Here is a 15,327-nt window from a genome sequence, read left to right as displayed (position 1 = left end):
TTGACGGTCGTAGCAATTTCATCGACAAAGTCAGATTTCTATAGGTTATCCAGTTGGCAGCGGTTTGTTAATCTACTGGAGCGATACGTTTGGGAACTTCCAGTGAAATGACAGCATTTGAACAAGAATTGGCTATCTGGGGGCCTGAATCCAGCTATTTTCAGGGAACGGATGCTCTTATTGGTTTGCAGCAGGCTCAGGCCTACTGTCGGAAAATCGCTTTGGGGCATTACGAAAATTTTCCCGTTGTTTCCTGTGCCTTACCACGTTATTTGCGGCAGCACTTTTTTAACGTGTATGCGTTTTGTCGTTGGGCTGACGACTTGGGTGATGAAGTTCAGGAAGCAGAGGCTTCCCTGGCTCTGCTCGCCTGGTGGCGGTCACAATTAACCAGTTGCTATCAGTTGCTTTCCGGTGCTTCTGATGATGGTCAACACGCTGTACCCCGCCTGCATCCTGTGTTCGTTGCTTTGGCCCCTACAATTCAGGAATTTGAACTGCCTCAACAAGCGTTTGATGATCTGATTCAGGCATTTGAGCAAGATCAGCATGTTGTCGAATATCAGTCGTTTGAGCAACTGCTGGCCTATTGTCAAAAGAGTGCCAATCCTGTGGGGCGACTTGTGCTCCATCTTTGTCGCACTGTCTCACCAGCTCATTTGGAGTGGTCTGATTCCATCTGCACCGGGTTGCAACTCGCAAACTTCTGGCAAGATGTTGCTCGCGATTTTGCTATCGGACGAATTTACCTACCTGTAGAAGACCGTGAGCGATTTGGCTATACTAGAGCACAATTAGAACAAAACGAGTACAACCAGCAATTCCAGCAACTCATGGATTTTGAAGTCCAGCGCGCGCGGCAGTTTCTTTTAGATGGCCTGCCGTTGATATCGCATCTGCCCGGACGATTGCAAATTGATATTGATCTGTTTGCGAGAGGTGGTTTGAAAATTCTAGATCATATCGAACGTTTGCAGTTCAATGTTTGGCAACAGAGGCCGGTTGTAACACGCTTCGATTTTGTAGTGTTGTTACTACAAAGTTCGTTCAGACAGCTTTGGGGTATGCGGCGTTAAACAACAAGGCTTCACACATTCTTAATACTTTTCTGTTCTGGGATTCACAAAGTATATTTTGTTTCAAACCATCTTTGCTCGCTCTCAATATAGTGTCTTCGTGCAAGCTGAACGGGCTTTTTAAACTTTGACGATTAGCAAGTTGAGAAAAAAATCTTTTGCATTTTTTCATCACCTGTCGATTGGATTTGCATGAAAATTGCGTGTAGTTTCTACAAATAAAGGGTTTTCTTGAGTCTCGTTAATGATTCTTGACATCTTTGGACGATGTCCAACATTTAGTATTGACTACTGAAATATACACACTATATTGGGTATTGTGAGTGAGTGACTCAGACAAAACAATGTACAAAAAGTGATGTTTGAGCCGAAATGAACGTTGGTTTTATCGAACCTCGTGGTAGTGGTTTTTTGAATAGATGTGGCCTGCTTTGAGTCTCTGATAAGAGCGCCCGCGGTGCCTATTTTTTAATTGAAAAACGAGTCTTTCACAGTTCGATGGACTAGTGGCTCTCACATTTTCAGATGGTATTCAGAAATCGAATTTCAGATCAGTGAGGGTTCGTAAGAGCAAAGGGAGTTGCCAGTTCATGTATGAATCTGTCTACGCGCCCCTTTCTCTTCATGTTTCCCATCTTGTCTGTGACACCATTTCTGATTTTCTGATCTGAGAGCACCATTTGTGGGGGCGCTGATTGATGACAGCGTTCCTGGTTGAATGTAATTAAAGCTGCTGTCGGCATGGACGCAGCCAGATTTTTAGTATTCCATTTTAAGGAGGCAATCGAATGATTCGAGCGCAAACAGAATGGATCGTCACGAAGCGTGGAGGTAGAACAGCCTCATTTGATGCTTCACTGATCGGTCGGGCAATTTCCAACGCGTTCCGCGCGGAACTGAATCTTGCAGAAAATCAGCCACTTGATGATGAAATCCGGATGGAGATTCCGGAAATGGTTGAGTCGGTTGCCAATGAAATAGCATCAGCAGCCAGTAGTGAATCTGGTATTGAAGTCGAAAAAATTCAAGATGTTGTCGAGATGACACTCATGCGACAGGGGCACTATCGAATTGCCCGTCGTTACATCGTTTACCGTGCAGAACGCGCCAAGTTGCGTGCTCTGCGGGCTTCCTCTGATTTGGCAGAAGAATCAGAAACAATCAAGTCAGCAACTCCCCGGTTTCATGTAGTTCTTCAAGATGGGACTAAAGCACCCTTTGATGAAGCACGTATCCTGGCTCGTCTTTCAGAAGCCTGCCGCGGATTAACAGAAGCCTGTTCGGCTGAAGAACTGCTGGAAGAGGTCATGCGTTCTATTTTCGATGGTATTTCTGTCGAAGAGTTGTATCGTGCCATGATTCTGGCCGCTCGAACCCGTATTGAGTGTGATCCTGCCTACGATACCGTAGCCTCACGTTTGATGCTGAAGATTATTTACAACGACGCTTTGGGAAATGCGCCCGCTGATGTCAATGAATTAAATCAATTATACATAAATCGTTTCGAGCAGTTCCTCAATGATGGAATTGAAGCGAAGCGACTCACTCCCGATCTAAATAAATTTGACTTGAAACGAATTGCTGCTGCTCTGAAACCAGAACGGGATCACCTGTTTCAATACCTGGGGCTACAGGCGATTTTTGATCGTTATTTGTTGCACATTGATGGGCGACGTATTGAAACCCCTCAATATTTCTGGATGCGTGTTTCGATGGGACTGGCTATTCAGGAGTCAGAAGATGCGACTGGACGTGCAATTGAATTTTATAACATTCTCTCCACGTTCCGATTCACATCGGCAACGCCGACACTGTTTAACTCTGCTACGTTGCACCCCCAGTTGAGTTCCTGTTATCTCTCAACAGTCAATGATGACCTGGATCATATTTTCAAATGTGTCGCCGACAATGCCAAGCTGTCTAAGTGGGCCGGCGGTCTGGGTAATGACTGGACTCAAATCCGGGCAACAAATTCGCACATTAATGGTACGAATGGGCAAAGTCAGGGAGTGATTCCATTCCTGAAGGTCGTCAACGATACAGCTGTTGCTGTTAACCAGGGAGGCAAACGCAAAGGCGCTGTTTGTTCCTATCTGGAAACATGGCACATGGATGTCGAAGAGTTTCTCGACCTGCGTAAGAATACAGGTGATGATCGACGACGTACCCATGACATGCATACTGCTAACTGGATTCCCGACCTGTTTATGCGTCGTGTACGTGAAGATGGCGATTGGACTTTATTTAGCCCTGACAGTGTGCCTGATCTGCATGATCTTTATGGTCATGCGTTCGAAGAGCGTTATGTCGAATATGAAAAAATGACAGAGACCGGTGAAATCGATTTCTTCCGTCGCGTTTCGGCTGTGGAACTGTGGCGTAAGATGCTGACCCGTCTGTTCGAAACAGGTCATCCCTGGATTACCTGGAAAGATCCTTCTAACCTGCGTTCGCCTCAGGATCATGTGGGGGTTGTTCACAGCAGTAACCTGTGTACTGAGATTCTGTTGAATACATCACGGGATGAAACCGCGGTCTGTAACCTGGGTTCGGTAAACCTGAAGTTGCATATTGTGGATGGTCAGCTTGATCTGGGAATGTTGGAAGAGACCGTTCGTACTGCGATGCGGATGCTCGATAATGTGATTGATATCAATTACTATCCGACTCCGGAAGCACGGAATTCTAATACCAGCCATCGTCCAGTTGGGCTGGGAGTGATGGGCTTCCAGGATGCTCTTCTCGCGCAGGGAATTAGTTATGCCAGCATGCAGGCTGTTGAGTTTGCTGATGCTAGTATGGAAGCGATTTCTTACTTTGCAATTCTGGCTTCTTCCGAATTGGCGGGAGAACGTGGTAGCTATGGGTCTTATGCTGGTTCTAAATGGGATCGTGGCCTGCTGCCGATTGATACGCTCGATCTACATGAAAAAGAACGAGGATATCCAATTGAAGTGGACCGACAGACTCGCCTGGACTGGCAGGTTGTCCGGGATGCCATTGCTCAAAAGGGGATGCGTAACAGTAACGTGATGGCAATTGCTCCCACAGCCACCATCTCAACGATCATTGGTGTTTCTCAATCGATCGAACCTTCCTACAAACATTTGTATGTGAAGAGCAACTTGTCTGGAGAGTTTACTCAGGTTAATCGTCAACTGGTTGATGATTTAAAAGAGCGTGGACTCTGGGACCCAGACATGTTGGAAGCACTCAAGTATTATGATGGCTCAGTTTCAGAAATTGATCGTATTCCCGATGATCTGAAGGCCCGTTATCTGACGGCATTTGAAGTCGATCCTAAGTGGGTCATTGAGTGTGCCGCCCATCGCCAGAAATGGATTGATATGGGACAGTCACTGAATTTGTATTTAGCAGAACCCTCCGGCAAAAAGCTAAATGAAATGTATATGCTGGCTTGGGAACGTGGGTTGAAGACAACCTACTATCTGCGAACGCTGGCAGCCACTCAAGTTGAGAAATCAACTGTGGATGTTAATAAGTTTGGAATTCAGCCTCGCTGGATGAAAAGCACAAGTGCATCAGGCGATATTCAGGTTGATCGAGAAGCGGCAGCAACGCTGGTGACTCCTGGTGAATCCTGTAATCTTGATGGCGATTGCGAAGCGTGTCAGTAATCGTAAATTTTGATCCTCAATTCAATTGTGCTCACTTTAAATTTAATAATGGATTTTAAAGAGGTGTTATGATGACAATTCTCAATGCAAATACAGCTTCTTCAACATCGGTTCCTCCCGTAGGCGATACTCCGCAGGGCCGTTTCAAAGCAGATAATAAACGACTGATTAATTGCTCTCAGGTCGACGTCAATCAATTGATGCCTTTAAAGTATCATTGGGCCTGGGAACATTATCTCAATGGTTGTGCCAATCACTGGATGCCGACCGAGGTCGGAATGACCAAAGACATTGAGATGTGGCGTTCCAATAAACTCAGTGAGGGTGAGCGGTTCGTCATCATGCGAAACTTAGGTTTCTTTGCGACAGCTGAGAGCCTGGTAGCAAACAATATCGTGCTGGCTATCTTTAAGCATGTAACTAATGCCGAATGTCGCCAATACTTACTACGTCAGGCTTTTGAAGAAGCCGTGCACTCTCATACGTTTCTGTATGTTGTAGAGAGCCTTGGACTCAATGAGTCTGAAGTCTTCAACATGTATCATGAAGTTCCCGCGATCGCCAAAAAAGATCAGTTGGAAATGGAATTGACTTCTGAAATTCTCGATCCCGAATTTACGACTGATTCTTTTGAAGGGACACAGGCCTTTTTGAAGAATCTGATCGGTTATTATCTGGTCATGGAAGGACTCTTCTTTTATACCGGTTTTGTGATGGTCCTTTCATTCCATCGCCGCAATATGATGACCGGCATTGGCGAACAGTTTCAATATATCCTTCGGGATGAAACGATTCACTTGAACTTCGGCATCGATCTGATCAACGGGATTAAACAGGAAAACCCTGAAGTCTGGACTCCTGAATTCCAGCAAACCATTATTGACCGCATCAAGTATGCTGCTGAGTTGGAAATTGAATACGCCAAGGATTGCCTGCCAACCGGAATTCTCGGGTTGAACGGCGATCTGTTCCGTGAATACGTGCAGCACATTGCTGACCGTCGATTGGAGCGTATTGGCCTCCCTCCCCAGTACGGTTCTTCGAATCCTTTCCCCTGGATGAGCGAAACAATGGACCTTTCTAAAGAGAAGAACTTCTTTGAAACCAGAGTAACGGAATATCAAAGTTCTGGTTCTTTAAGCTGGGACTGATTCAGCAGTTATAAGCATCATGGGCTCACTGGGACGGTGAGCCCATGATGACGAGAGAAGGGGCTACTCCGGGTGGTCCCTTTTTTGTTTGTAGAAAGATCAAATAAATTATTGAATGCTCAGGTTGACGTAATACAGCGTCCTTGTTAACCTCACCCCACTTGAAGCTGCTGGGGTGCCTTGCCGGTAAGCCCGCTTCTACTCGCCTTTTCGTTTTCACAGGAAAACAGGTATGATTCTTTACATGCAGCGCATTCATTGGTGCGATCGACTGTATGTCTCACCCGAATATAGACGGGTTGGAGACGCAGACGAGTCAGAGTCTGACCATTGCTCGGTCTAAAACGACACCTCCTTTGCGCGCATAGTGCTCTTGAGATAATCTGTCTCAAATCCCTTTGATTGTAGTGTCAATCGAGCCTGGTTTTGAGAAGTATGTCTTCTAGGAGTTGCTAAACCATGTCTGTACCTGCGCGTTACGGATAAGAACCTGGTAACCAATTTGAACCGGGTATTGTCTAAAAGGTGGTGCAATACTCTGCCATAGTTTATCTGCTTTGGTCAGAGTCTCTTTATGTTTTTTATCACGGTCTGTGAAAACAGCGATCGTCTCTGCGCGTCGTGCGCTAAGCTCGTTGCAAAAAAATCACAGACTCGTTCACGCTACCGGTGCGCGAATTCCAAAGTGAACTGTATCGGTAACTTCGTTTCAAGAAATCATCAATCAAAAATAAAGGAGCCAACGCATGGCTATTGCAACAAATCTTGGATTTCCCCGTATTGGAGCCCAGCGCGAGTTAAAGCGGGCTATTGAAAAATTCTGGTCTGGTAAAATTGAAGGCGCAAAGTTACTAGAAGTTTGTCGCGAACTGCGGGCTGCAAACTGGAAACTACAGCAGGCCGCAGGCATTGAACATATTCCATCGAATGATTTTTCGATGTACGATCAGGTGCTTGATACGTCGGCGATGGTGGGAGCTGTTCCGAAACGCTATCAATGGTCAGGAGAAACCGTCGATTCTTCGACTTACTTTGCGATGGCCCGTGGTGGAAAAGGAGGAAAATCGGTTGCGGCATCAACTGAAGGTGTTTCCGCATTAGAAATGACCAAGTGGTTTGATACAAACTACCATTATCTTGTTCCCGAATTTGAGGTGCATCAGGAATTCAAGCTATCATCCACCAAGCCTGTGGATGAATACCTGGAAGCCAAAGCATTGGGTATTGAAACAAGACCCGTATTACTGGGACCTGTTTCATTTCTGTTACTCGGCAAGACCTGGGAAGAACAGATTGATCCTTTGAGTCTGTTGGATCGTCTGTTACCCGTCTATGAAGAGGTGCTTTCGCAACTGAAAGAAGCTGGTGCAGAGTGGGTACAGATTGATGAACCTTGTCTGGTACTCGATCTAACAGAAGCCCAGCGTGAAGCTTATCAGCAGACTTATGATCGTCTGTGCAAAAAAGCTGGTGGTTTAAAAATTGCTCTCGCCACTTATTTTGGTCATTTGCGAGATAACCTGAAGACAGCAGTCTCACTTCCGGTTGCTGCACTCCACATTGATCTGGTACGTGCGCCAGAACAATTAGATGAAGTTTTAGACCAGTTGCCTGCAGAAACATCACTTTCAGTTGGCGTGATTGATGGTCGCAACATCTGGAAAAATGATTTCGAAAAGTCATTATCCCTTATTGAAAAAACGATCAACCGGATTGGCTCCGAACGAACTTTGATTGGTCCCTCGTGTTCTTTATTACACAGTCCCGTTGATCTCGATAATGAAACGGATCTGGATGTAGAGATCAAACAATGGTTGGCATACGCCAAGCAAAAGCTGCAGGAAATTGGAGTGCTGACTCAATGTGTTAATCAAGGCAATGAGAGTGTTGCCAACGCATTGGCTGAGAACCATGCTGCGATGGAAGCCCGCCGTACTTCTCCCAAAGTTCATCGGCAGGATGTGAAAGAGCGTTGTGCTTCGGTGACGGAATCAATCCTGAAACGCCAAAGTCCTTATGTTGATCGATATAAAAAACAGGTGAAAACATTGGGACTTCCACTATTTCCTACCACCACAATCGGATCGTTTCCTCAGACAAATGAAATTCGTAAGGCACGTGCCGCTTACAAAAAAGGGGAACTTTCGGATGCAGATTATGAAGAGTTTCTGAAAACGTGTATTGCCAGAGACATCAAATACCAGGAAGAGGCAGGGCTTGATGTGCTCGTGCATGGTGAAGCCGAACGAAATGATATGGTCGAATATTTCGGGGAGCAGTTGGAAGGATTTCTGGCCACGCAGAATGGCTGGGTACAAAGTTATGGTTCCCGTTGTGTGAAGCCACCGATCATCTTTGGTGATATACGCCGTAAAGGGCCGATGACCATAAAGTGGTCGCAATATGCTCAATCTTGTACAAAGAAGTTGATGAAAGGAATGCTGACTGGTCCTGTAACAATTCTACAATGGTCATTTGTACGAGATGATCAGCCTCGAAGCGAAACCTGTCAACAAATCGGACTTGCCATTCGAGATGAGGTGCAGGGATTGGAAGCAAGCGGGATTCGGATCATTCAAATCGATGAGCCGGCTGTACGTGAGGGGTTACCGTTGCGTCGTGCAGATTGGGACGCCTATTTGAAATGGGCCGTCGATTGTTTCCGTCTGGCTTCAGCGGGAGTCAGGGACGAGACACAGATTCATACGCATATGTGTTACTCTGAATTCAATGATATTATTGAAGCCATTGCTGCCCTGGATGCAGACGTGATTTCCATAGAAACATCACGTAGTAACATGGAATTGCTCGACGCGTTTGTGCAATACAAATATCCCAATGAAATTGGACCCGGAGTATACGATATTCATTCACCACGTGTTCCGACGGTCAAATGGATGGAAGATCTGCTTGAAAAAGCGTTGGATGTTCTGGAGCCTCAGCAAATTTGGGTCAATCCAGACTGTGGGCTAAAGACTCGCAAGTGGGAAGAAGTAGAACCATCATTGAAAAACATGGTGGAAGCTGCCAAATCTCTACGCGAAAAAGTGGCTACGGCTCACTGATATCGTTTTTAGGAATTTAAAGCCTGTCGCGGTCATCAGACCCGGAATGCTCATTGTGAGGCATTCCGGGCTGATGTTACAATGAGTGGCTGATACCACCTTCTCTTTTCTCATTGAGATAATACCGATAGATTCATGAAAAAAATCAATTCCAAACTGATCTTGATTCTGCTGGCACTCTTAGGGAGTGCAAGTTGCGATTACCGGACGGCACAACAAAACTCAGCCGTTGATGAAACCGCACCTGCATCAACAGAACTGCAGATTGTCTCAACGTTTCCTGTGACAGTGAAGGATTCCGAAGGGATAGAAACGAGTATCGCTCAAGAACCGGTACGGATTATTTCTCTCCTCCCTTCACATACCGAAATTCTATTTGCCATTGGTGCGGGTGAGCAAATGGTAGGTTGTACTACAAATTGTGATTATCCCACAGAAACAATGAAGTTAAAAAAAGTAAGCCTTTCGAATCCGGGAAGTATAAATCTGGAAACTCTGGTCGCGTTAAAGCCGGATCTGGTCTTATTGGGAGGAGACTACCATCAGCGCATCCGCGAACAACTATCAAAACTGAAGATCCCTGTGTTATCATTTGAATCACAATCGATGGCTGAGATTGAACGTTCGATACGCGGAATGTCCCGTTCTACAGGGCACGTCGACGCAGGAGAGAAATTAATCCAGAAGCTTCAGCAGAAAACGACATCCATTCAGGAAAAAATAAAACCATATCAGAAAGAAGGTCGTCCGCATGTGTTCTATCAAGTCTGGGATCAGCCCCTCATGACAGCCGGACCAACGTCTTTCATTGGTGAGCTTATCGATCTGGCCGGAGGTGAGAATATTTTTGATGATGTCGATCTTGCTTACCCTCAAGTGAGTGAAGAAATTCTGATTCAGCGGAATCCGGATGTGATTCTTTTACCACGCTCGAAAAAAGACCACTCAGATGCCACGGAGATCGTAAAAAAAATGAGTGAGCAACCCGGATGGAAGCAAATGAATGCAGTCAAAAATCAACGGATTTATCTTATTGAGGAAGATTTTATTTCGAGACCTGGCCCGCGTGTGGTACAGGGATTAGAGAAGGTGGCTCAGGCGTTGTACCCTGAAGCATTTCAGAAATAAATAGAATTAGAGTGGATGCTTCCGGTCATGCAGTCGCGGCAACCCTTTTTAGCCTGGAGAATGATACCGCTCATCGGTCTTTTGTTTGCCGCATTGTTTCTGGGCATGCATTGGGGGGCAGTGTCACTTTCCCTACATGAAATTTGGGACGCATTATGGAATCCGACAGACGATTCCTATGTCAACACGATCCTTTGGCAAATTCGTATGCCGCGTGTAATTCTGGCTGCCTGCGTCGGGGGAGGTTTGGCGGTGGCCGGGGCAGCATTTCAGGGAGTGTTTCGTAATCCTCTCGCAGATCCCTTTATCATTGGTGCTTCGAGCGGTGCTGCTTTAGGGGCCACCCTGGCGCTGACTTTCATCGCAGGCAGCACGATCACCATGACTGCAACCTGGCAAATTCCCTGGTTGATTCTTTCTGCTTTTGCTGGAGCGGTTGTTATCGTAGGGGCTGTATTTATTATCGCTGCTTTGAGCAAAGCAGGGCGAAATTCTTACTTACTCACTCTGATATTAGCAGGGATGGCATTAAGCAGTTTTACTGGTGCTTTGGTTTCCCTGATTATGTTTTTAAATCACGAAATGTTGTCTACCATATTTAATTGGCTTCTGGGCAGTTTTTCCGGTCGGCACTGGAATGAAATCATGATCGCAGGCCCCGTCATTTTTTTCAGTGGGGGAGTACTCTGGTTACTATCGCGACCTTTGGATTTGCTCTCTTTTGGTGATGAGACGGCGTTGACGCTGGGACTTTCCATCGGAAAGTTTCGTTTCGTGATTCTAATTGCAGCGACATTGTGTACTGCTGCATGCGTGGCTGTTTCCGGAGTCATCGGGTTCTTAGGATTAATGGCCCCACATATGATGCGAATCCTTATCGGACCCCGGCATGGATTATTGATACCAGGGAGTTGTCTACTGGGAGCCGCCTTAATGGTCTTTGCAGATACGTTGGCGAGAACAGTCATTGCACCAGCGGAAATGCCGGTGGGAATCGTGACGGCTATGATGGGGTGCCCGTTTTTTCTATTCCTGTTAGTCAGTCGTGGGCAGCAATCAAAGCTATAAGAGGCAACTGTCATGAATCAAATCGAAATGGAACATGTTTCCTGTGGTTACGCAGAACGCGAAGTATTAAAACAGGTTTCCCTTGGTATTCAGGCAGGAACTGTGCTTGTATTACTGGGGCCAAATGGTTCGGGAAAAACGACCTTATTACGTTCGTTGTTCAATTTGATTGCGTTGAAAGAAGGGAAAATTCTGATTGAAGACTTGGCCGTTGACCAACTCTCACGTAAACAGATTGCTCAAAGGCTGGCGCTTTCGCCACAGATGGAAGAACCGCATTGGCCGATGACCATTGAAGAAACGGTTCAGTTAGGACGCAGTTCCCATCGTGGTTGGGCTCAACCCTTTCAGACAGATGATGCAGGCTACGTAGATACAGCACTTCAGCAAACAGGGTTGGTGGAACTTCGTCAGAGGAAAATTACCGAGATTTCAGGAGGCGAGTGGCGGCGCACTTTAATTGCCCGTGCATTGGCTCAACAAACGAAGGTCCTCTGTCTGGATGAACCAACGACGGGATTGGATCTGAAATACCAAGTCGAAATCCTTACTTTAATACGCGATTTGGCGCACGAGCGAGATCTGACAGTGATTCTGACGCTGCATGATCTGAATTTGGCCAGTAGCTTTGCCGACCAAATCGTTTTATTGAATCAAGGACGAATTGAGGCTGCGGGAACCGGACAGGAAGTCTTAACGGAAGATCGTATTTCTGCCGTTTATCAAACGGCCGTTAAGGTGCTACCGCATCCGGAGTATCAGACACCATTTGTGGTTCCCGTTCTCTGATCTAAAACGTTCGTTATTCGTTAGCTACGTACATAGCTGTCAAAGACACGGACCCGAGCCCACTTTGCCTTATTTTCCTCAATAAATTCAAGATGATCTGCCGCAACCTGATATTTATCGTGGGAATCTTTGTTATCAAAGACCACGTTTAAAGCCACATGATATTGTTGGTCGTTGACATCACGCTCAAATTCCGTACCCCGGACACCTGCGGAAAAATAAAGTACGCCCGGGTGATCTTTTAGGTATTTATGGCAGGCTTCCACCATCGCTTCTGAAGCTTCAGGAGATGTGTCTTTGAGAGTGAAGTAAACCATATGAGCTAATTGTGCGTCTGCCATTTCTATTTTCCCTTAGTTTATTCTGGATCGAATTAAGTTGTTACAAATTATTATGTTAGAGAGATTATCTAATAAAACCATATTTAAGCATAGAGTTCCTATTTTCTCAGAATTAGCGTTAAATGTCACTCGAATGAGGGGGGAGGGAATTCCATAAATTACAAAATTTAAGATGAAGAGACTTTAACGATTATGCCGATAAATGAAGAAAGTGGGTTATTCGTTTCAGCCGAGATTTTGAGGCGTAGCTTTCAACACTGAAAGACAGAAACGAAACAAGATCGTGCCAGGAAGCACATAAAATGAAAAGGAGTTTTTCGATGTCCCTCTGGGTTCGAAATAGTATCGTCGTAGCATCATTATTCTTGATTTTTTCCAGCGAGGCTGACGCACATTTATTTCGAAGACTCTTCGATCAATGTGGTACCAGATGCTACTATCCGCAGCATAAGCGTTGTGGACATCGCTGTCGAAAGTTAGCCCGGCGTTTTTTCCGACGATGTGCACCGGTCACTTCATGTTGCCCGGGTGTTTGTATGCCTCCTCCTCCCAAGATTTGTTATCAGGATATTATTTGCACCGAATATAGAATGGTACCTCAAACTCGAACCGTTCCTGTGACCACCTATCAACAGGTTACTGTTGATGAAGGTTGCTGGCAGCGAGTCTGGGTTCCACGTATGGTGACAAAACAAATCCCGCGCACTGAGTACCGTCGGGAGACGAGCTATGTACGAACACCTTACCAAGTCAGGCGTCGTGTGCCAGTGATGTCTCCGCAACCGAGTTGCCCAGGCTGTCTGGGAACACAACCTTCTATCATGAATTCAACTCCGACGTTGCAGCCTCAGATCGTACCGTCGACTCCTTCCACAACTCCTGCTCCTTTAACGGTTCCCAATCCCACGCCGATGTCTTCAACTTCGTTGGATTTAGGGACGACTCCGACGCTCGCTCCCACATTGGCTGCACGACCAACAGCAGTCTGGGGAGGAAGTCCCAATCCTGTTTCTGTGAGTGCCGGTCCTGCCTTACCACCAAATCCTGCCGTGCTTCAGATACCACAGGCTGCCCAGGCAAATTCAGAGTGGCAGGTGATCCAGTCACAAAATGCGTATTTGAAAACGCAATCGACAGTGACACCACAGACGGCCGCGTATGATGAGTATTCGCCAAGACCATCAGCTAGCGCCAAAGGAGCTTTTGTTCCAGCTCCCTCAGCTGCAACAGTCTGGAATACACCGCGCCGGAGAAAACTGCATTAGATCATGATTGTGATCACATGATGATCAGTCATTCAAGCCAGGATCTGCATTGGGCACGTGCGGGTTCTGGCTGTTTTCATTTTCGAGCAGTGCTTCCTGCTCACGGCGATTCATTTTATAGAAGACGATTCCGAAACCGGAGAAGAGGATCGCAGGCATTGCCAGCATAAACGTGATGCTGTACATGTAGGCCTTTGGTTTTTTGTCGTCTGTTTCGTTCAACTGTTTACACATTGGGCACGCAGATGCCTCATTGATGACTGGGGGAAAGGAGAACAAACTCAGCATCAAGGCAACAAGTAAACAGGTTCGAATAGAGGAAAAACGTTTCAACATGATTGTAACTCTGGTAAGGAGTTATGATTGTTAAACTAAACGATATCAAATTTCAGAGAAAATTCAAGATGACTCAGGCCGCTCCCGGTAAATGGTAAAGCATGAAATAGATAATAACGCCAGTAATCGAGACATATAGCCAGATCGGAAATGTGATTTTGGCAATACGGCGATGTGCTTCCCACTGTTTTTTTAGTCCACGTCGAATGGTGATCCAGGCCAGTAGCGGCACAGATGCTGCCAGAATGACATGCGTAATCAAAATAAAGTAATAAACGGGTCTAATCGGGCCTTCCCCTTCAAATTTGCGTGAAGCATTACCTGTGTAGCTTTGTAACGCAAAGTGGTAGAGCAGATAGAAAACCAGAAACAAAATCGAAGTTCCAAACGCGGTGAGCATCGTTTTTTTGTGTTTTTCTTTTTCACCTTTGCGAATGAAACTGTAACCGAGGATCAACAAAATTGTTGCCAACCCGTTGAGTACGGCATTCACAGTCGGGAGTTGCAGAACCCAGTCAGGGGCCTGTTTCGCTTCGACTTGATTTTCCTCCACCGCTGCTGCTGCTGCTGTTGGCTCTTCAGCCTCTGGTTCTGTCTGACTCAGGAATAGCGCAGACAATCGGTCCGAGATCTGATGAGTCAACAAAGGAGTGAGCGAAATCATACCAGCTTTAGGAGGAGTGGCTTGTTTTGGCTTAGCTTCCTGCTTTTCTTTTTTTTTAGTTTCTGAATCAACTTGTTCACGAACGGCTTTTCTCAATGCAGCCATCTCAGCGTCGTTCACTGCGTTATATTTTCCTAAGACGCGACCGTCTTTATCAACCAGCATCACGTTTGTGGTGTGGATCACTTCAAAGCCGGGTTTTCTGGCAGGCCCCGTGTTTTCCTGAACGGGCATTAGAAAACTTTTCTCGATCAGATGAAAAATGTCTTTTTGATCTCCCGTCAGAAAGAGCCACTTTTCCGGATCAGCGCCCACAGATTCCGCATAACGGGATAATACTTCAGGTGTATCGTTTTTGGGGTCAACAGTAATTGTTACCAGTTTGAAGTCTGTATCTTTTAAGTCCTTTTGTAGCTGATAAAACTGGCCGGAGACACGCGGGCAGGGACCAGCACAACGCGTAAACACAAAGCAGGCTACCCACGGCTTTCCCAAAAGGTCTTTCTTTGTCACCTTGCGGCCGCTTCGCTCCGTCAGTGAAAAATCCTCGATTCCCTCTTCAGGCCAGATGGGACCTTTCGAAACTTTATCCGTATTATTATTTGTGCCGTTTGGGGCTTTGTCTGGATCTGACTTTGCAGCCGCCGCTTTTTCTGATTCGATTTTTTTCAATGCCAGATCGCTTTGGGATTTCAGCTTCCAGGTAGCAATCGCACTGATGGCGACCAGTACCCAAAGCATCAAAATTAAAATTCGAGGTATGCGCCGAATTGATTGATTTTCATTCATACTGAATATCTTTAATT

12 protein-coding genes are annotated in these 15,327 nt (G+C 46.0%); 8 read left to right on the top strand and 4 right to left on the bottom strand.

From position 1 onward, the window contains the following. The first annotated feature begins 107 nt into the window (after positions 1-107). Positions 108-1,076, top strand: coding sequence for a squalene synthase HpnC (hpnC, locus tag V144x_RS23860; protein WP_144988932.1), 969 nt, complete (start codon positions 108-110; stop codon positions 1,074-1,076). Positions 1,077-1,627: 551 nt separating this feature from the next. Here the strand turns inward: hpnC and V144x_RS23855 are convergent. Then, positions 1,628-1,819, bottom strand: a complete 192-nt coding sequence (locus V144x_RS23855; protein ID WP_144988929.1) for a hypothetical protein — start codon at positions 1,817-1,819, stop codon at positions 1,628-1,630. A gap of 45 nt (positions 1,820-1,864) precedes the next feature. Between V144x_RS23855 and V144x_RS23850 the strand changes: the two genes are divergently transcribed. The 6 genes from V144x_RS23850 to V144x_RS23825 all read left to right on the top strand — a co-directional run bounded on the left by V144x_RS23850 (position 1,865) and on the right by V144x_RS23825 (position 11,915). Beyond that, positions 1,865-4,714, top strand: a complete 2,850-nt coding sequence (locus tag V144x_RS23850) for a ribonucleoside-diphosphate reductase subunit alpha (protein ID WP_144988927.1) — start codon at positions 1,865-1,867, stop codon at positions 4,712-4,714. Between the two features lie 71 nt (positions 4,715-4,785). Beyond that, complete coding sequence (locus V144x_RS23845; protein WP_144991115.1) at positions 4,786-5,865, top strand: ribonucleotide-diphosphate reductase subunit beta; 1,080 nt, start codon at positions 4,786-4,788, stop codon at positions 5,863-5,865. A 746-nt stretch (positions 5,866-6,611) separates the two neighbouring features. Beyond that, positions 6,612-8,930: a 5-methyltetrahydropteroyltriglutamate--homocysteine S-methyltransferase gene (metE, locus tag V144x_RS23840; protein WP_144988925.1), complete on the top strand. Its 2,319-nt coding sequence runs from the start codon at positions 6,612-6,614 to the stop codon at positions 8,928-8,930. A gap of 135 nt (positions 8,931-9,065) precedes the next feature. Then, positions 9,066-10,058 (top strand): ABC transporter substrate-binding protein, encoded by a 993-nt coding sequence (locus V144x_RS23835; RefSeq protein WP_144988922.1) that lies wholly within the window; start codon positions 9,066-9,068, stop codon positions 10,056-10,058. 27 nt (positions 10,059-10,085) lie between these two features. Continuing rightward, positions 10,086-11,126, top strand: a complete 1,041-nt coding sequence (locus tag V144x_RS23830; RefSeq protein WP_197998611.1) for a FecCD family ABC transporter permease — start codon at positions 10,086-10,088, stop codon at positions 11,124-11,126. Positions 11,127-11,138: 12 nt separating this feature from the next. Beyond that, positions 11,139-11,915: an ABC transporter ATP-binding protein gene (locus V144x_RS23825; RefSeq protein ID WP_144988916.1), complete on the top strand. Its 777-nt coding sequence runs from the start codon at positions 11,139-11,141 to the stop codon at positions 11,913-11,915. Positions 11,916-11,935: 20 nt separating this feature from the next. On the opposite strand, the gene V144x_RS23820 is transcribed toward V144x_RS23825, so the two are convergent. After that, on the bottom strand, positions 11,936-12,256 hold the full coding sequence (locus V144x_RS23820; protein ID WP_144988914.1) for a Dabb family protein: 321 nt from the start codon (positions 12,254-12,256) through the stop codon (positions 11,936-11,938). Positions 12,257-12,576: 320 nt separating this feature from the next. Here V144x_RS23820 and V144x_RS23815 point away from each other — a divergent pair, with 320 nt between their 5' ends. Beyond that, entirely contained in the window at positions 12,577-13,521 is a 945-nt protein-coding gene (locus V144x_RS23815; RefSeq protein ID WP_144988911.1) for a hypothetical protein, read from the top strand. 24 nt (positions 13,522-13,545) lie between these two features. Here V144x_RS23815 and V144x_RS23810 read toward each other — a convergent pair whose 3' ends face one another. After that, positions 13,546-13,857, bottom strand: a complete 312-nt coding sequence (locus tag V144x_RS23810) for a hypothetical protein (RefSeq protein ID WP_144988908.1) — start codon at positions 13,855-13,857, stop codon at positions 13,546-13,548. Between the two features lie 73 nt (positions 13,858-13,930). Next, positions 13,931-15,310: a DUF420 domain-containing protein gene (locus V144x_RS23805; protein ID WP_144988905.1), complete on the bottom strand. Its 1,380-nt coding sequence runs from the start codon at positions 15,308-15,310 to the stop codon at positions 13,931-13,933. Between the last annotated feature and the right edge of the window lie 17 nt (positions 15,311-15,327).

This window comes from Gimesia aquarii (genome assembly GCF_007748195.1).
Taxonomy (GTDB): Bacteria; Planctomycetota; Planctomycetia; order Planctomycetales; family Planctomycetaceae; genus Gimesia; species Gimesia aquarii.
Note: the sequence above shows the minus strand (reverse complement) of the source record. Positions and strands in the feature narration are given on the sequence as shown.